This is a genomic window from Janthinobacterium algoris, assembly GCF_051380935.1.
In the GTDB taxonomy this organism is placed as follows: domain Bacteria; phylum Pseudomonadota; class Gammaproteobacteria; order Burkholderiales; family Burkholderiaceae_D; genus Janthinobacterium.
Genome location: NZ_JBNYXZ010000018.1, coordinates 113,088 through 130,629, shown reverse-complemented (window position 1 = coordinate 130,629; position 17,542 = coordinate 113,088). Strand labels below are relative to the sequence as shown.

The following is a 17,542-nucleotide window of genomic DNA, read 5'->3' as shown; positions in this document are numbered from 1 at the left end:
ATCCTGCTGGCTGCCGTGCTGGTGGTGGTGGCCAGCTCCACCAGCACGGGCTGGTGGCTGGCCGCTGGTGATCGTGATGCCGCGCGCGCTTCGCTGGTGCAGGAGCAGGGCGTCAGCACGCAGCTGCGCAGCTCCATTGCCGAGCAAAACCGCGCCATCGATGGCATGGCCAAGGCAACCCTGGCGGCACAGGAGCGCGGCGCGGCGGCGCAGGCGTCCGCCGCTGCCAAGGGCAGGAAGTATGACGTCGCCCTGGCGCAGATCGCGGGCGCGCGCGCCAATACCTGCGACGAAGCTATGCCGGCCGTCAGGCTGCTGCTGGAGGGCGTGCGATGAGATGGATGCTTGTATTGCTGCTTACCGGCTGCGGCAGCGCGCCATTGGCGCCGCAGCGGGTCGAAGTTCCCGTCTTTACACCATGTGTAAAGGTGGTGCCGCAGCGGCCGGCCTATGAGTTCGACCAGCTGACGCCAGCGGCAACGGATGGCGAGATCGTCCTGGCGCTGGCACGGGACTGGCCGCTCGGCCGGAAGTATGAAGTGGAACTGGAGGCAGTAATTGCGGGGTGCATTCTGCCAGATGAAAAAGCAGAGCGCTGATTGTCGCTGCGCTAACAGCGGCAATCAGCCGGTGGAGCCTGGTGAGTAGGCTTGGATTGCCTCATGGGAGGAATTCGACTTTACCACTAGGAGGTACACATTTTGGCATTACCCATCATCCCCTGGATCGGCGGCAAGCGACGCTTGGCCGACCGCATCATCCCGCAATTTCCGCCACACACCTGCTACGTCGAGGTCTTCGCCGGCGGCGCCTCGCTTTATTTTATGCGACCCCCCGCCGAGGTTGAGGTGCTGAATGACGTCAACGGCGAGCTGATCAACCTGTATCGCGTCGTGAAGTGCCACCTGGAAGAGTTCGTGCGCCAGTTCAAATGGGCGCTGTCGAGCCGCGAGGTATTCAAGTTGCTGCAGGACACGCCGCCGCATACCCTGACGGACCTGCAGCGCGCGGCCCGCTGGGTATAGCTTGAGCCAGGACGACATCGAGAACGCAGCGGTGCGTCAATTTACCGCTGGAAGGCGCGCAACCCAGTTCGACATGGCTTGTGCGCAAGCAAAACGTCTTCAATATGTGGGCTAGCTTTATCCAACCCTATTTGACTGGCGGTCTAATTCCTTTTTCTGCTGCTCACTTGGTGTGTAGGAAATTTTGCGGAGCATACCAACGGCATCATTCATTCGTTGTTTTAATTTGCCATCGGAATCGATTTCATAAAGCATTCCCGTATAGCCCGTCCCTGTAGTAGGCATATAAGTCATCCCGTCATGCTGACAACGCTGAGGCCGACTTATGTAGTATGCCATTTCTTGGTGCATAATTAGCTGGTCCACCGCATACTTGCATTCTGTCGGGTCGGAACCATGGTTTCCGCTATTCCAATAAGTAAAATGCTTATCCAAAAGAGGATTGTCATTCGCGCAGGAGCCGTTGTAGACAGGCGTTACAGCATAATTTTGATCATACGCATTAGATAACGGCGAAAAAAACAAAGCTATGACAGCAATTGGAAATGAAAGTCTCATGCGAATCTCCATACGAAACATAGGGCGCCGCACTCGGCTCGCCCACCCATGTTGCTAACATTGCAGCACAATATTGCTTTAATCAATGAAAATGGTGACATCCGGTCAGCCGCAATAACGGCATAGAAGAACCCCGCGCGGCGGAACCGCGGAAAGATCGGACGTGCGGTGGCAGACATGGAAGGCATGTTGCCTCACTGGGCAGATAACAAGCTGGCCCGCCAGACCTACAATGCCCGCACTGAGACTGTGGCCAGCAAGCCGTCCTTCTGCAACGCATGGCCTCACTATTACGGAAAAAGTGCTGCACTTGGTTTTAGAGACAGTCCTCTGAAATCAACTGGGAATTCCGTGTTCTCTTAGAAAATTTGGGGGAATGTCGGGGTAACCAATTTTTTCAATCACGTCGGCGAGTGAACTATGCGCCTGACGCAGTCTGCTCAAGTATTGGTTTAACTCTGCTGTTCCATTTGAACTCAGTAGATTTGCGCACAAGTGCTCCAACTGGCAAACTTCGATGAGAACAAGTGCATACTCATCGCCAACGTCGTCATGCGCCAGCCGTGCCGCAAAAAATGAAGTTGCCGCCGTAAGACGCCGTGATAGTTTTTCGTCCGGCGACGCGCCATCCGGAACGACCACTGTAGGCGCGAACCATTGCGAAATTGATGTTAAGGACGAGTCCAATCGCTGCATTCCATAAATCAATGTCCCGACTTTCTCAAATTGTAATGGGTCCATGTTCTAAGCACACTTTCAAAAAAATACCGTCTCCAAACCTAGCTAGTAGACAAACACCGAGATCGTTCCCCGTCATTCACGGACAGAGCCTGATACTTAGTTAGCGTCATTTTTCGGAACCTGGCGCCATCGCTCTTTTTCTAAACATGTGTGGCGATTTGAATCAGCGGGCTATCTCACACCGCGTCATAAATTGCGGCGCCGGTCCACCAAATGTCAATTAAGGGATCTTATTGCAATCTGAGATTTCTCTATCATAAAGCCTCCAATTCGTCTCATTGCAAGTGAAGTAGCCTGCCCCCTGTCCTCTGCAGTATGTGTCCATGTTCAACCAACTACGGTAAGCCGCAGCCATACATGAGGCACGCGCGGGACTGTCGCCGGGCCCCGCTCCAGGTGGTTCCATAGAGGAGCCACCACCAGGGTCAGTGGGACCTGTGTCGCCTATCGTTGGATCCCCTCCCCAGTCACCTCCCCAGTCACCTCCACCTCCACCTCCACCCCCACTTCCACATATTACAACAATGCTATCATCACTGCCAGGCTCAGGAACTTCTTGTAGAGGACAAGCGTTCGTACTGCCAGATTCCCATCCTTCGCTAGCGATGAGTTTTGCGTTCAGGGTCGAAGTCGTATCGGATGGTGAGCCTTCATTAGTGAGCATGTTCTTCGGAGGCACTGATCCCCCCTTTTTTCTCTGGTCTTTTTCCTCATTTTTGGAAGGGAAAGTGCCCGATAATTTCAGCTTTTTTCCTGTGGAACTTTCCATTCCAACCAATGAATCCGCTTCGTAGACCGCCGTGTGCACAGTGCCGTCAGTGAAGCTTATAGAATCTAATTTGTTTCCGTTGTATTGGTAAGATGCAACTTGGCCGTTGGGATATGCAACTGCTACAAGATGGTTGCTCCTGTATAGGTAGAGGGTCGCGCCTTTTTTCGTAGTCTTGCTCACAAGATTCCCGTTTACATACATTTCGCTTGTGATGTAACTGGGATGTTCAGCAACTGAGCCTTGGGCGTGATTCTGTGCAGTGGCAAGCGGTGTTAAGAAGACACCTGCGACGATCAAAAGCAATTTCCTTACGTATAACTTGGGCATGTTAATTCCTTATCGAAAAAATAAGCGGTCAGAGCGTTAGCCTTGCGGCAGAGGCAAATCAATCGAACTAGTAAAATGAAGGACGCTAAGCCGATTATAAGAAATTTCACTTTATCAATATTCACAAAAAGTAACTTTTTCGGGCTTGAGATTTCGATGCCTGCTAGTTGTGTTTTCTGAAAAATCCAGTATGCAACCATGTTCGTTGCGAATCCCTAGCTGTGTTTTTTCTAAGCGTTAGGGAACACTAAATTTATCGTCGACCAGCCCGGCGAGCATGCCTAACAGCCACAATATGTCTTCGATTTGCTGTCGAGCCGTCATGATGTAACCGCGTTCCCCGACGTCGAATTCAGGCGCGAGAAAAAGCAAACCCGACGTTACAGGTCATTGGCTAAGACCGAGGCCTTGGCGCCCCGGGCGGCGCTGCTGCCATACCACGCAAAGGTTATACGTGCGGAACTACGTGTGTTGCTCGATGACGAGCCCTGCATCGGGGAAATGCCGCGTATTGACCTGGGCACGAGGTAGTAACGTTAGCGAACCCGATTCGCGCACATAGCGCCTGACGACGCACAGCCTGCCATGCGCTGCGTCTGGTTGACCAGCACGATGATCCGGCAGCCTGCCGCGCCGCTGCCGTAGTTCAGCTGCAGATATTCGCCGAGGTGTTGATAGTTGGCGGGCGTGCCGTAGCGGGCGGCGAGGGCGAAGCTGTTCATCCCGATGATATCTGGCGTTTTTTTGTCGCCATGGTTGCCTGCTGCGCAGCCTGCCGCAGCACACAGCAAGGTAAGCGAAAGCAACTGGCGCATGATTGATGACCTAGCATTGTTGGGGCAATGGATGGTAGCGCGCAATGTTGGGGTAACCCTTGCGGAAGTTCAGGCTGGGGTTAAAAAATTGGCAGTCTGACCCAAGAAACTGACGATCCAGCAAGGTTGCAGAGAGGGAGTTACAAGTGCGTCGGAGATTTTTTGCGGAACAATGCCAGTTTTGCGGAACTGGCGGTAATGAGAGAAATAGTGAGTACTATCTCTGAAAATGGCATGTGCGCTGGTGCCCGGAGCCGGAATCGAACCGGCACGCCCTTACAGGCGGGAGATTTTAAGTCTCCAGTGTCTACCAGTTTCACCATCCGGGCAGCGCGGCGAGATTCTAGCACAGGTGATGCCCTAAATGCCATCTTGTGCCTGAGCGAGGGTCTGGCATCCACCGCCAGGTATTAGCCGTCGTGGGAGAAAAATATTCTCCGGTTTGCGCCGAACAGTCTGATTTTATCTATCCGCCATCAAAACGTCGCCTTGAACTGTACCCCATACGTGCGTGGCTCGTTGATGATGCCGGTCAGGTTGTTGAATTCGATGGCACCCAGTGACTGGATCTGATTGGTGATGTTGCGACCGTAGGCGGCGATTTCGTATTTGTCCCATTTGTAGCCGACGCGCAAGCCGCCTTCGAGCAGCTCCTTGGCCTTGTATTCCTTGGCTTCGTACAGGAAGAAATTGTAGCTGGTGCGGTAGGCCCAGTCGGTGTAGGCGAAGAATTCGCCGTTGGCCACGGGGATGCTGTATTTCAAGGTGACGTTGGCTTGCCATTCCGGCGCGCGCGGCAGCGGGTTGCCGTCGATATAGGCCGTGCCCACGAACGGGCCGACAGGGTCGGTGACGGTGCAGCCGCTGGCCGGGGTGTTCTGGGCGTTGCCGCAGCTTTGCACGTACAGCTTCTTGTCCTGGATCTCGGTGTGGTTATAGCTGCCTCCCAGGGTCATGCTGAGCGAGTCGCTGAGGTTGGCCTGGAAGTCCAGCTCCACGCCCTGGCCGGTGGCTTTTTCGGCATTGAGCAGCCGGTTCATATTCACCACGCCGCTGCCGGCCGTCAATTGCTTGTCCTTCACGCGGTACTGAAATACGGCCAGGCTGAGGCGCGCGCGCTTGTCGAACAGGTCTTGCTTGATGCCGGCCTCCACCGACAGCACTTTTTCGGCGCCGGCTTGCGAGGGGCGGTCGCCCAGGCCGTTCAGGCGGCCCTGCATCGATGGCGCGCGGTAACCGGTGGCGATGCGCGCGTAGGCATTGGTTTCCGGCGTCAGCACATAGGTGCCGCTCAAGTCCCAGCTGACGTTGTGCGAAGTGTCGTTCAGGTTGAAAGGGCCGGCCGTGGTCGCTTCCACGCGCTTGGCCGAAAAATCCTTCTTGTCGCTCGTGTAGCGCAGGCCGGCGCGCAGTTTCAGTGCGTCCGAGACCGTGTAGTTCAGCGAGCCGAAGGCCGCGTACGACTTCGAACTCTGGTTTTGCGTGGCGTAGGCGCTGTTTTGCGGATTGCCGGGCGCCAGACTGTCAAAGCTGATGCTGTCGATCTGGATATCTTCCTTGAAGTAGAACAAGCCACCTATCCATTGCAGCGGACCCTTGGCGCTCGACTCGGCGCGAAATTCCTGCGAAATCTGCTTGTGCTTGGGGATCACGTCGGCCGTTTCCACGACGAAGGGGATGAAGCCGGGGCCCATCGGCGGGGCGTACACGGCGCCATAGCCGCCGTCGACGTCGGCGCGGCTGAAGAAATCGAGTTTTTCGTAGCCGGTGATGGAATGCAGGGTGACGCCGGGCAAGTCCCATTTCAGGCGCATGCTGCCACCCTTGGTTTTCAGGTGCTGGCGGTTGATGCCATCGGTAGGGTAGGACCCATACTCGAAATTGTCGACCAGGTCATTCGTGCCCTGTTTCAGGATGTTGGCGCGGAACAGCGTCGCCGTGCCATCGAGGTTGCGCGCGTGCACGTTGAACAGGGCGGTGAAGTCGCGCGTGGGCTTGACCAGCACTTGCAGGCGGGCGGCGCTGTCTTCATAGCCTTCGAAGTCGCGCGTGCCGGTGGGGCGCGGGTTGTGCACGCGATCGTCGCGGCGCTGTGTCTGGCCGGAAAAGCGCAGGGCCACGGTGTCGCTGACGGGCACGTTGAAAGCGCCTTCCAGGTTCTTCATGCCATCCTTGCCGAAGCCGCCGCTCAGGTAGCCTTCCGTCTTGAAGACGGGCTTGGCGGAATCGAACTTGATCACGCCGGCCGGCGAGTTGCGGCCGAACAGCGTGCCTTGTGGGCCACGCAGTACCTCGACCTGGTCCACGTCGAAGACGGGAAAGCCTTTCAGCATTGCGTTTTCCTGCACTACGTCATCCATCACCAGGCCCACGGGCTGTGAGGCATTCAGGTCGAAGTCGGTGTTGCCCAGGCCGCGAATGTAGAAGCGGGGAAAGGTGCGGCCGTAATCCGACTCGACCGAGACGCTGGGCGAGCGGCTGTTCAGGAAGCGGATGTCGGCGCCGCCGGCCGTCAGGGTGTCGAGCTTGTCGCCTTTCAGGGTGGCGATGGACATGGGCACGTCCTTGATGTTTTCCGCGCGCCGCTGTGCCGTCACGATCACCGTTTCCAGCTGGCCAGGGCCGGCCTGTGCTGCCGGAGCGGCAGGCGCGTCGGCGGTTGGCGCCGGGATGCTGTCTTGCGCCATCGCTTGCAGGGGAAAGGCGGCAGCGATTGCCAGGGCAATCAGGGTGTGGCGTATTGTGCTGGCATGCGGTGTGATCATGAAACGGCTCCTGTCGGTCAAGGTTATTCGTAAGGTCCAGGCTGGCGCTAGTCCGCTAGACGAAAATCATGCTAGCACGGAAAGTTTTGCTATTCATGCCATTTCCCAGGCAAGACTATTCATATCTATTTCGACTGAATACGTGAATAAAATCGTATTTGTCGTCAATATCGGGCGGGTGCATAGTGGGGTGCCGGCAGGCCTGCGCAAACCCAAAAGACGGCCAGGCCACCGATGATTTTCCCTACGACAGCGTCAACATACCGGCGCCATGGCATGCCAGCGGCCGGAGCACAGTGCGGAAAATGCGACAGTTTCCCCTTTTTTGATCTGCCGCACGATGTTGTTGTAGTGCCACATCACGGCATGGCAAGCTAGCCTGCTAGCGACTGCGGCGCGGCGCTTGGGCAGGCATTGATGTTGCCGTATAGCATCTCCAGGCTAGACTTCGCGTAGAATATAAATTATTGTAAATCAGAAACTTACATTTCTATCATGTTAATTTTTTCTGCAGGCGCGCCAGCCGTTGACGGCATCCAGCTTTCCGAACTGATCGCAGCCCTGAGCCAGGCTTTGGACATCACGGAAGGCCAGCCAGAAGGCCATTGCATCCGCTGCTGCTGGATCGGCATGCACGTAGGGCGTGAACTGGGCATGCCGGATGAAGACTTGTGGAATCTGTATTACACCCTGCTGCTCAAGGACCTGGGCTGCAGCAGCAATGCGGCGCGCATCTGCGAGCTATACCTGACCGATGATTTGTCTTTCAAGCAAGGGTTCAAAACGGTGGGCGACAGCCTGCCGCAAGTGCTGAAATTCGTCCTCAAGCACACGGGCCTGAAGGCGGGGCTGGCTGAACGCTTCCGCGCCGTGATGACGATTCTGCGCGATGGGTCGCAAATTGCGCAGGATCTGATCGCCACGCGCTGCCAGCGCGGCGCCGACATCGCGCGCCTGCTGCGCTTTCCGGAGTCCGTGGCAGAGGGCATCTACAGCCTCGACGAACACTACAATGGACAGGGCAAGCCGGACAAGCTGGCAGACCAGGCAATTCCCCTGTTTTCACGCATCGCCTTGTTGGCGCAGGTCATCGACGTGTTTCATACGGCCGATGGCGTGCGCGCCGCTCAGGCCGAGGTGCGCCAGCGCGCGGGCACCTGGTTTGACCCGCAGTTGGTGCTGGCGTTCGAACGGGTGGCGCAATCGGGCGCCTTCTGGTCGATGCTGCGCTCGCAGGACATTACGGCCGCCGTGGCGGCGCTGGAGCCGGCGAACCGTTCCGTGCCGGTGGACGAGGATTATCTCGACGATATCGCCGCCGCGTTCGGCCAAGTGGTCGATTCGAAAAGCCCGTACACGAGCGGGCACAGCGCCCGGGTGGCTTTGTACACGGACATGATCGCCGAAGCCTTGGGCGTGACGGCGGAGCGGCGCCGCTGGCTCAAGCGGGGTGCCTTGCTGCATGACGTGGGGAAGCTTGGCGTCAGCAATAGCGTGCTGGACAAGGCGGGCAAACTCGACGCGGAAGAGTGGCTGGCCGTGCAGCAGCATGCGCGCTACACGGAAACGATACTGTCGCGTATCAATGCCTTTGCCGAACTGGCGGTCGTTGCCGCCGCGCATCACGAACGGCTCGATGGCAACGGTTATCCGCGGGGCTTGACGGCCGACAATATCAGCCTGGAAACGCGCATCATCACCACAGCCGATATTTTCGACGCCATCACGGCCGACCGGCCTTACCGGGGGCCGATCCCCATCCCGAAAGCGCTCGAGATCATGGCCGAAACCGTGGGCACGGCCATCGACGCCCGGTGTTTTGCCGCTTTGAAAGAGGCGCTGGCGCGCTTGCCCGAACTCACGCAGTAGGGCTCCGAGCGCTTGAGGGCCTGAGCGCGGACTTCAGCGCCCTCAAATGGGAAACGCGCCCGCACCCGACACATTCAGGCAGGCGACCTTGTCGCTGGAAAAGTACTTGATTTGCCCCAGGCCGATCGCGTAGCAGCCGTCGTTGAGCGGGGAAATGGGGCCGGTGAGTTTTTCGCCGCTGACCAAGGTCACCACCCAGGGCGTGGTGGCCGGTTTGCCCGCGTGGGCCAGTGCGTGTTGTACCAGGTCTGACATGCTGCCTCCGATGGAAATCAAAACCCGATGATAGCAGTGCAGAGCAGGTGCGCGCCTGTGCCGTGACGGCCTGGCGTGGTTGCGCCGGCGCGTCAGGCGTCGGCCAGCAGATTCTTCGGTAGCGCCACCGACACCAGTTTCCAGCGCCACAGGCCGTCGCGCGTCAGGGTCAGTTCGCCAATGTGGCTCTTGCTGTGGGCGCGCTGCACGACGACGCTGTCCCAGGAAGTGTAGCGCAGCTTGTAGTCGGGTTTGGCGTTGCGCTGGCGGCCGCTGATGTCGCTGACCTTGGCAATCGGTTTTTCATAGCGGTCATTGAGCTTCATCAAGGCGATGATGCCTTCGGGCATCAGCATGGTATCGAGCAAGGGGTCGATGACGTCAGGGCTGATGTCTTCGGCCACTTCCGGCGCCGAGAACAGGGCATGCAGTTGCTGCCCCAGGCTGCCGCGCAGCTGGGCCAGGTCGATATGCGCAGCCAAGGCCTGGTTATCCTCGTCCATGGTTGCCGTGCGGATCTTGTTCATGGTGAAATACGGGCTGCCATAAAAGGCGCCGGCCAGCGCGACCAGTGCCACTAGAGCGAGAAGCAACATTCTTTTCATCGTGCAATCTCTCGGATGCCTGGCGACCCGGTGCGCCTGAAGTGTTGGCATTCTACATAATATTTCCCAAAGTCAATATGGCTGTTTAAGTAAGTGTTGTTTTGGATCAAGTTTCGCTAGAGTAATTCTTGCGGCAAGGTAATATCCGTCAATTTCCAATCCCAGATGCCATGCCGGCGCAGCAAAAATTGGCTGGCGGCGGGGCCGGCGCCGCTGCGCCGCAGCACCACTTCGTTCCACGAGCGGTAAGCCATGCCGAAGTCGTGGCGCTTGCCATCGGCTCCATGCTTGCGGTGCAGGATCAGCACCGTGATGCCGGGCGGCGAAACGATGGTGTCGAGCATTTCCTTGAAATCGTCTTCGCCGGCCGTTTCGCCGGCCGCCCGCAGTTGGCGCGCCACGCTGGCGCGCACGGCGGGCAGGTCGGCCTGCTGCGCCAGGTTTTCCAGGCGCACGGATTTCGCCGCGATGCTGATGCGGTACATGGCGATGTAGGGGCTGACCCAGGTGAAGCCGATGGCGGCAACGCTAAAAATGATCGCGGTGGCGTACTTTCTTTTCATGGTCTCGGTAGTGTGGTGATCTATTGGGATGATCGGTGCCGCCGTGATTTTACCCGGCGAGGGGCGGTGGATGGTGTAGCATTCGTGCCGGCGCGGACCATCGCGCCGCAATATTGAGGACAACCATGAATATCACTATCAATCAGGTGCTGCAGTCGTATATCGACCCGCTCACCGCCAGCGAATACGCGGCGCTCGAGCGCAGCCTGCTGGCCGAAGGCTGCCGCGACGCGCTGGTGCTGTGGAACGACGTGCTGATCGACGGGCATAACCGCTACGCCATCTGCCGCCAGCACGGCATCGAATTCAAGACGATCCAGAACACCAGTTTTACCTCGCTCGACGACGTCATGCTGTGGATGATCGACAATCACCTGGCGCGCCGCAGCGTGTCCGACTTCCAGCGCGGCGTGCTGGCCCTGCGCAAGAAGGAAATCGTCGCCGCGCGCAGCCCGGCCCCGGTCAATGCCCAGGATGCGCCGGACGGCGAAAACGCGCCGAAGCCGCCCATGAGCACGCGCGAAGAGGTGGCCAAGGTGGCGCGCTTGAGTAGCAACCAGATCAGCCAGATCGAAAAGATCCAGAAGGCGGCCTCGCCGGAACTGGTGGAAGCCGTCCGTTCGGGCACGATATCCATCAACGCGGCGGCCACCGTGGCGTCCCTGCCGCCGGAAGAGCAGGTGGCGGCCGTCGCTGGGGGTAAAAAACTGCTGCGCCAGGCGGCCAAGGAAATCCGCGAGCAGCGCGCCGCCACGCGCACGCCGCGCGAGCCGAAAGTCCACGTGTCGCAAGATACGCCGGAAACGGGCAATGAGCCGTGGGCCGAAAACGCGTCCCAGGCACCGTCCGAAGCGGAGCGCTTGCGCGGCGAGATCGCCAGCCTGAAACAGCGGGTGGCGCAACTGCAGGCGGAAAATGTGGAACTCAATCAGCGCATCGCGACGCTGATCGACGCATCCTGATTACTGGAGGAGTTTCCAGGACCAGGCGGCCATGTAGGTGCGCGGCGAGTTCAAGGACGTGCTGTCTTATCCTGATGATGTGGCCAGGCACCTGTAGCGCCGCTACCACCCTGGAAAATAGCGGCTGGGGCGATCAAATTGCGTCCAGCGCCGTGCGCAAGTCATGGCGCAGGTCTTCGATGTCCTCGATGCCCACCGACAGGCGGATCAAGCCATCGCCAATGCCCAGTTTTGCCCGCTGTTCGGGCGGGATGCTGGCGTGCGTCATCAGGGCGGGATGTTCGATCAGGCTTTCCACGCCGCCCAGGCTTTCAGCCAGGGCGAACACCTCGCAGCGTTCCAGGAAGCGGCGCGCGCCGGCCAGGTCCGTGTCCAGATCAATCGAGATGATGCCGCCGAAACCATCCATCTGGCGCTGCGCCAGCGCGTGCTGCGGATGCGAGGCCAGGCCCGGATAAAACACCTGTTTTACCTCTTTCTGCTGCTCCAGCCACTGCGCCAGCGCCAGGGCGCTTTCGCAATGGCGCTGCATGCGGATGGCCAGCGTTTTGACGCCGCGCAAGGCGAGGAAGCTGTCGAACGGCCCGGCAATCGCGCCCACCGAGTTTTGCAGAAAGCCCAGCTGTTCGCGCCATTCCGTCTGGCGCTCTTCCGCGCCGACAATAGCGATGCCGCCGATGATGTCCGAGTGGCCGTTCAAGTACTTGGTGGTCGAATGCACGACGATGTCGAAGCCATGTTCCAAAGGGCGCTGCACCAGCGGGCTGGCAAAGGTGTTATCGGCCACGGCGATGATGCCCCGTGCGCGGCAGATGTCGGCTATCGCGCGCAGGTCGGCCAGTTTCAGCATGGGGTTGGTGGGCGTTTCCACCCATACCATCTTCGTCTCGGGGCGCAGCGCAGCCAACAGATTCTCAGGATTCGTCAGGTCGACATAGGTAAATTCGTGGCCGGCCGAACGGCGGCGCACGCGCTCGAATAGCCGGTAGGTGCCGCCGTACATATCGTCGCCGGCGACGATGTGGCTACCCGCATCGAGCAATTCCAGCACGGACGAGATGGCGGCCAGGCCAGAGGCGAACGCGAAGGCCGCGCTGCCGCCTTCCAGGTCGGCCACGCAGCGTTCCAGCGCCCAGCGCGTGGGATTGTGCGAGCGGCCGTAATCGAGGCCTTTGTGCACGCCGGGGCTGTCCTGCACAAAGGTCGAGGTGGCGTAAATGGGCGGCATGATGGCGCCCGTCGACGGGTCGGGCGACTGGCCGGCATGGATGACGCGGGTGGCGAGATGACTCTTGCGGGGAATTTGCTGGCTCAAGATAGTGTCCTGCGTAAGTGGTTGAGAAGGTCGAAGCGGGTGATCAGGCCATAAAAGGCGTCAGCGTCGGCGACGACGGCCGTCAAGCCCCGGTCCAGGGTGGCGCGCAGGGCGGGCAAGCCGCTCGATGGCGCCAAGATTTCAAGCTGCGTCGTCATGGTGGCGCCTACGAGGCCCGCGAAATGCGCGGCGTCGCTTGATACGTGCAGCAGCAAGTCCGATTCGTCGAGGATGCCGACCAGTTGACCTGCATCAATGACGGGCAGCTGCGCCAGGTCGCTGGCGCGCATGCGGTTGAAGGCTGTGAGCAGGGTGTCGCCCGGCGCCACGCTGACGACATCGCCCTCGTCGTAGCGGCGCCCGATCAGGTCGCGCAAGTCGCCGGAGAGTGTCCGCTGCAACAAGCCCTGGTCGCGCATCCAGCCGTCGTTGTAGACCTTCGACAGGTAGCGCGTGCCCGTATCGCAGACAAACGTGACGACGCGCTTGGGGCTCGTCTGTTCGCGGCAGTATTTGAGGGCTGCGGCCAGCAGGGTGCCGGTGGACGAGCCGCCGAGGATGCCTTCGGCGCGCAGCAGGGCGCGCGCGCTGTCGAAGCTTTCCTGGTCGCTGATGGTGTAGGCCTGCGTGACGCTGTCCATATCGGCTATCGACGGAATGAAGTCTTCGCCGATCCCTTCGACGGCCCACGAGCCGCTCGTGTCCGACACCTTGCCCGTGTCGATGTATTCCGTGAGGATGGAGCCTTGCGGGTCGGCCAGCACGAATTCCAGGGCAGGCTGCACCTTGCGGAAGTAGCGCGTCAGGCCCGTCAGGGTGCCGGACGAGCCGACGCCGACGACGATGGCGTCCACGTCATGGCCGCTTTGCTCCCAGATTTCGGGGGCCGTCGTCGTTTCGTGGGCCAGCGGATTGGCGGGATTATTGAACTGGTCGGCGAAGAAGGCGCCCGGCAGATCGCGCGCGAGACGCGCCGCGTAATCCTGGTAGTACTCGGGATGGCCCTTGCCCACGTCCGAGCGCGTGGTGTGCACTTCCGCGCCCAGGGCTTTCAAATGCAGCACTTTTTCCGTCGACATCTTGTCGGGCACGACGAGAATCACGCGGTAACCCTTGATGCGGCCGACCAGGGCCAGGCCGATGCCGGTATTGCCGGCTGTCGCCTCGACGATGGTGCCGCCCGGCTGCAAGCGGCCGTCGGCTTCGGCCGCTTCGATGATGGACAGGCCGATGCGGTCCTTGATGGAACCGCCGGGATTTTGCGATTCCAGTTTCAGGAACAGCTGGCACGGTCCCGTGGCTAGCCTGGTCACTTCGACCAGCGGGGTATTGCCGATCAGCTTGTATAGCGCTGGCGGCTGGGATGGGGATGGCATTCGATCATTCATGGTGGCTCCTGTCAGAGAAACAGCCGCTCCGGATTGTGTCCCGAGCAGCCTTCCGTGCCGCGCAGTGTAGGCGGGTGGACGAGTGCGGCGAACGAATGTTTGCATGCTTGCATATGCGCCCGGCGCATATCGGCTGCAGCGCGGCTACAGCGTGCACGATTCGAGTATGCGCTGTTTTTAGCCGGCTTGCCGCGCCAAAGGCGGGAGTATTAAGCTGCCGCAAGCTCAGCATTGCGATTTATAATCACGCCTTGAAAAGGTACTAAACAGTATCCTGAAAAACCAGACAAACAGGGCAGGCGGCAGTGGCAAAACTTTATTTCCGGTATTCCGCGATGAACGCGGGCAAGTCGACGGCCTTGTTGCAGGTCGCGCACAACTATGAAGAACAGGGCCAGCAGGTGCGCCTGTACACGGCGGCCATCGACAGTCGCTATGGCGTGGGCCGCGTCACCTCGCGCCTGGGGCCGCAGCGCCAGGTCGATATCTTCCATGCTGACACGAATTTCCTCAACGATATTCCCCAGGTGGCTTGTTTGCTGGTGGATGAAGCGCAATTTCTCAGCACGGCCCAGGTGCAGCAATTGCACCAGCTGGCGCAAGTGAAGGGCGTGCCCGTCATCTGTTATGGCTTGCGCACGGATTTCAAGGGCGAACCATTCCCCGGCTCGGCCTATTTGCTGGCGCTGGCCGACGATATCGAGGAATTGAAAAATATTTGTACTTGCGGCAAGAAGGCCACGATGAATATCCGCGTGGATGAGCAGGGCCGCCGCATCAAGGAAGGCGAGCAGATCAGTATTGGCGGCAACGAAAGTTACCGCCAGGCGTGCGGGCGCTGTTTCTACTCGTAAATTTACTCGGCGACGGGCGCGCCCACATCGGCATCGTCCGCCAGCGCCAAGTCGCCCCGTTCGAAGGCGGCCAGTATCTCATTGGCGCGCGCCACATCGTGTTCACGCACCAGCACGCGCGCGCCGCCGATGGCGGCCGCCAGCAGCATGTCGGCCTGCATGTGCTGGTCATCCGTCAGCAACACGTCGATGCCGGCCGCTGCCAGGCAGCCGCGGATGACGTGCGCATCCGTGGGGATCATCAGCCGGGCAATTAAAACGTAGTCGTCGTGCATGCTGCCTCCTGGCGCGGTGGATGTCGCTCCATCTTAGCACCTGGATTGCACTTACAGCTTGAACACGCCCACCACCTGGTTCAGCTCCTGCGCCTGCTCCTGCAAGGCGTCGGCGGCCGCGGCCGCTTCTTCCACCAGGGCCGCGTTCTGCTGGGTCACCTGGTCCATCTGGGCGATGGCCTGGTTGACTTGTTCGATGCCGCTGCGCTGCTCGTCGCTTGCCTGCGCGATCTCGGCCATGATGGTGCTCACTTGCTGCACGCTGGCTACCACGGTGTCCATGGTGGCGCTGGCCTGGCTCACCTGGGCGTGGCCCAGGTCCACCGTGCTGGCGGACGCCTGGATCAAGTCCTTGATGTCTTTCGCCGCAGCCGTCGAGCGCTGCGCCAGGGTGCGCACTTCAGTGGCGACGACGGCAAAGCCGCGTCCCTGTTCACCGGCCCTGGCCGCTTCCACGGCTGCGTTCAAGGCCAGGATATTTGTCTGGAAGGCGATGCCGTCGATGACGCCGATGATGTCGGCGATCTTGCCCGACGAGCTGCGGATGGCGTCCATGGTGCTGGCCACCTGCGCCACGGCCGCGCCGCCTTCGGCCGCCAGGGTCGACGAATCGCGCGCCAGCTTGCTCGCTTGTTGAGCGTGGTCAACATTCTGCCGCACGGTCGAGCTCAGTTCTTCCATCGAAGCGGCCGTTTCTTCCAGCGAACTGGCTTGCTGTTCCGTGCGGCTCGACAGATCCAGGTTGCCGCTGGCGATTTCACCCGACGCCGTGGCGATTTGTCCGGCGCTGCCGCGCACGTTGCTGACCACTTGCGACAGCTTGTCGCTGATGCGGTTCATGGCGCGCAGCAGGCGGCCGATTTCGTCCTGGCTGCTGGTATCGAGGTGTACCGTCAGGTCGCCGGCGGCAATTTGCGCGGCGGCTGTTTCGGCGGCGGCCAGCGGGCGCGACACGAGGGTGCGCACGAGCCAGTACAGCAGCAGGGCGAAGACGAGCAGGGCGATGAAGCCGGAAATGGCCAGCTGGTTGCGCATCTGGCGGGCTTCCGCCGTAATCTCGTCCGTGAACGTGCCGCCCGCGATGATCCAGTGCCAATCCTTGAATTGACGGTAATACAGCTGCTTTTCGCGCGCGCTGGCGCGCGTTTCGCCCGGTGCCGTCCACGTGTAGCGCATGGCGCCGTTTTTTTGCGCCAGCATTTCCTGGATGAACATCCGGTCGTCGCTGGCCTTGAACTCGAGCGCGCTCTTGCCTTCGCTGTTCGGGTGCAGCACCAGGTGGCCGTAATTGGCGCCGGGGGCCGTATCGACGATATAGATGTAGCCCGTCTGGCCGATCTTGACCTGGCGAATCTTCTCTTTCAACATGGCCAGATTCTTGCTGATGTCCAGGCCGATGAACAGCACGCCCACCACCTTCCCGCCCGCATCGCGCACGGGGTCGTACTGGGTGATGTATTGCTTGCCAAACAGTGTTGCCATGCCAACGAAGCGCTGGCCCGCGCGCAGCGGCGCATAGCTGGGGTGATTGTGGTCGAGCTGAGTGCCGATGGCCCGTTCGCCATCCTGCTTCTTCAGCGAGGTGCTGATGCGCACGAATTCATCGCCATTGGCGGCAAAAATGGTGGCGATCACGCCCGTCTGGGCCGTGTAGCGGTCGACCAGGGCCGTGTCGAGGTTGAGCACCTTGCCGCCGTTGGCCAGGGCGGGCGTGGCTTTACCGGCCACGGCCACCAAGGCGCCCGTGTCGACCGTGAACGGGCCGGGAAATTCGGCCGCGAACAGGCGCGCAAAACTGGCCGCCTCGTTGACCATGGCGGTATGGAATACTGCCGTGGTCGTCATGACGCTATTGAGTTCGCTGGTGACGGCTGCTTCGGCGCGCTGTTCCAGGGCAGACGAGGTGCGGATACTGATCAAAGTCGTCAGGCTGGCGAGGATCAGGCTGACCAGGGCAAACGTGAAGACGGTAATCTTGCCGCCGACACTCCAGTGGCGGGGGGAAAGGGAAATTGTAGGCATAGTTTGAGTTTGGCAAAGGGTAATCAGCTCGGCCATTCCTGGTCATGACATGACACGCGGGGCGGGGATCTGGTGGGGGAGTGCGCTTAAAGCGGGGGTGTGCCGGCTTGGGAGCCGCGCACAGGCAAGCAAAATTTCAGGGCGCGATGATAACATGTCGCTTGCGTTTCGTTACTAAGTGTTTCCCGCAGGAATTATTTTTTCACATAAAAACATCATCCGTATCAAGGATTGCAAAATTAGTCCATTGACTTTTTGAATGTGAATGACGCATTTTGATATGCATCGCTGTCGGGCGATGCGATTTCTCACAGATGTTTCACTTTGTAATGAATGAGACGCCGCCTTTAATCCGCATTTAAGCTTCCGGGAAGAAACTGATATTCCTTGGGAGACTGCCAGGCCGTATCCTGTAGAATAATATGCAGACC

General features: G+C 59.6%; 17 protein-coding genes, 1 tRNA gene and 1 pseudogene. 6 read left to right on the top strand and 13 right to left on the bottom strand.

Features of this window, described 5'->3' with window-relative positions; genetic code table 11:
* The 3 genes and pseudogenes from ACQ4W7_RS23375 to ACQ4W7_RS23365 form a co-directional block, all read left to right on the top strand.
* A partial coding sequence (locus ACQ4W7_RS23375; RefSeq protein ID WP_436533622.1) for a hypothetical protein occupies positions 1-336 on the top strand: 336 nt, incomplete at its 5' end.
* A gap of 5 nt (positions 337-341) precedes the next feature.
* Positions 342-599: a hypothetical protein gene (locus tag ACQ4W7_RS23370; RefSeq protein ID WP_436533620.1), complete on the top strand. Its 258-nt coding sequence runs from the start codon at positions 342-344 to the stop codon at positions 597-599.
* A gap of 102 nt (positions 600-701) precedes the next feature.
* Positions 702-1,019 (top strand): annotated as a pseudogene (locus ACQ4W7_RS23365) (DNA adenine methylase); the annotation flags it as partial.
* 123 nt (positions 1,020-1,142) lie between these two features.
* On the opposite strand, the gene ACQ4W7_RS23360 reads toward ACQ4W7_RS23365, so the two are convergent.
* From ACQ4W7_RS23360 to ACQ4W7_RS23335, 6 genes are all read right to left on the bottom strand, one after another.
* A complete protein-coding gene (locus ACQ4W7_RS23360; RefSeq protein ID WP_436533618.1) occupies positions 1,143-1,583 on the bottom strand; it encodes a hypothetical protein in 441 nt (146 codons plus the stop codon).
* A gap of 336 nt (positions 1,584-1,919) precedes the next feature.
* Positions 1,920-2,324, bottom strand: coding sequence for a hypothetical protein (locus ACQ4W7_RS23355; RefSeq protein ID WP_436533616.1), 405 nt, complete (start codon positions 2,322-2,324; stop codon positions 1,920-1,922).
* A gap of 220 nt (positions 2,325-2,544) precedes the next feature.
* Complete coding sequence (locus ACQ4W7_RS23350) at positions 2,545-3,423, bottom strand: hypothetical protein (RefSeq protein WP_436533614.1); 879 nt, start codon at positions 3,421-3,423, stop codon at positions 2,545-2,547.
* A gap of 536 nt (positions 3,424-3,959) precedes the next feature.
* On the bottom strand, positions 3,960-4,238 hold the full coding sequence (locus tag ACQ4W7_RS23345; RefSeq protein WP_436533612.1) for a hypothetical protein: 279 nt from the start codon (positions 4,236-4,238) through the stop codon (positions 3,960-3,962).
* Between the two features lie 242 nt (positions 4,239-4,480).
* Positions 4,481-4,567, bottom strand: a tRNA-Leu gene (locus ACQ4W7_RS23340).
* A gap of 147 nt (positions 4,568-4,714) precedes the next feature.
* Positions 4,715-7,003 carry a TonB-dependent receptor gene (locus tag ACQ4W7_RS23335; RefSeq protein ID WP_436533610.1) on the bottom strand — a complete coding sequence of 763 codons (2,289 nt, stop codon included), beginning with the start codon at positions 7,001-7,003 and terminating at the stop codon, positions 4,715-4,717.
* A gap of 495 nt (positions 7,004-7,498) precedes the next feature.
* Here ACQ4W7_RS23335 and ACQ4W7_RS23330 point away from each other — a divergent pair, with 495 nt between their 5' ends.
* A complete protein-coding gene (locus tag ACQ4W7_RS23330) occupies positions 7,499-8,872 on the top strand; it encodes an HD-GYP domain-containing protein (protein ID WP_436533608.1) in 1,374 nt (457 codons plus the stop codon).
* A 42-nt stretch (positions 8,873-8,914) separates the two neighbouring features.
* Here the strand turns inward: ACQ4W7_RS23330 and ACQ4W7_RS23325 are convergent, their stop codons facing one another.
* The 3 genes from ACQ4W7_RS23325 to ACQ4W7_RS23315 all read right to left on the bottom strand — a co-directional run bounded on the left by ACQ4W7_RS23325 (position 8,915) and on the right by ACQ4W7_RS23315 (position 10,295).
* On the bottom strand, positions 8,915-9,127 hold the full coding sequence (locus ACQ4W7_RS23325; protein WP_426073828.1) for a hypothetical protein: 213 nt from the start codon (positions 9,125-9,127) through the stop codon (positions 8,915-8,917).
* A gap of 92 nt (positions 9,128-9,219) precedes the next feature.
* Complete coding sequence (locus tag ACQ4W7_RS23320; RefSeq protein ID WP_436533605.1) at positions 9,220-9,723, bottom strand: DUF2939 domain-containing protein; 504 nt, start codon at positions 9,721-9,723, stop codon at positions 9,220-9,222.
* Positions 9,724-9,848: 125 nt separating this feature from the next.
* Positions 9,849-10,295: a DUF2939 domain-containing protein gene (locus ACQ4W7_RS23315; protein ID WP_436533603.1), complete on the bottom strand. Its 447-nt coding sequence runs from the start codon at positions 10,293-10,295 to the stop codon at positions 9,849-9,851.
* Between the two features lie 125 nt (positions 10,296-10,420).
* Between ACQ4W7_RS23315 and ACQ4W7_RS23310 the strand changes: the two genes are divergently transcribed.
* Complete coding sequence (locus ACQ4W7_RS23310; RefSeq protein WP_426073824.1) at positions 10,421-11,257, top strand: hypothetical protein; 837 nt, start codon at positions 10,421-10,423, stop codon at positions 11,255-11,257.
* 133 nt (positions 11,258-11,390) lie between these two features.
* Here ACQ4W7_RS23310 and ACQ4W7_RS23305 read toward each other — a convergent pair whose 3' ends face one another.
* Positions 11,391-12,572 (bottom strand): trans-sulfuration enzyme family protein, encoded by a 1,182-nt coding sequence (locus ACQ4W7_RS23305; RefSeq protein ID WP_426073823.1) that lies wholly within the window; start codon positions 12,570-12,572, stop codon positions 11,391-11,393.
* Positions 12,569-13,960 carry a pyridoxal-phosphate dependent enzyme gene (locus tag ACQ4W7_RS23300; protein ID WP_436533601.1) on the bottom strand — a complete coding sequence of 464 codons (1,392 nt, stop codon included), beginning with the start codon at positions 13,958-13,960 and terminating at the stop codon, positions 12,569-12,571. The genes ACQ4W7_RS23305 and ACQ4W7_RS23300 overlap by 4 nt, the downstream gene beginning before the upstream one ends.
* A gap of 305 nt (positions 13,961-14,265) precedes the next feature.
* Here ACQ4W7_RS23300 and ACQ4W7_RS23295 point away from each other — a divergent pair, with 305 nt between their 5' ends.
* Positions 14,266-14,814 carry a thymidine kinase gene (locus ACQ4W7_RS23295; RefSeq protein ID WP_034778598.1) on the top strand — a complete coding sequence of 183 codons (549 nt, stop codon included), beginning with the start codon at positions 14,266-14,268 and terminating at the stop codon, positions 14,812-14,814.
* A 2-nt stretch (positions 14,815-14,816) separates the two neighbouring features.
* On the opposite strand, the gene ACQ4W7_RS23290 is transcribed toward ACQ4W7_RS23295, so the two are convergent.
* Both ACQ4W7_RS23290 and ACQ4W7_RS23285 read right to left on the bottom strand, forming a co-directional pair.
* Entirely contained in the window at positions 14,817-15,089 is a 273-nt protein-coding gene (locus ACQ4W7_RS23290; protein ID WP_426073821.1) for a putative signal transducing protein, read from the bottom strand.
* Positions 15,090-15,140: 51 nt separating this feature from the next.
* Positions 15,141-17,111, bottom strand: coding sequence for a methyl-accepting chemotaxis protein (locus ACQ4W7_RS23285; RefSeq protein WP_436533598.1), 1,971 nt, complete (start codon positions 17,109-17,111; stop codon positions 15,141-15,143).
* Positions 17,112-17,542 lie beyond the last annotated feature (431 nt).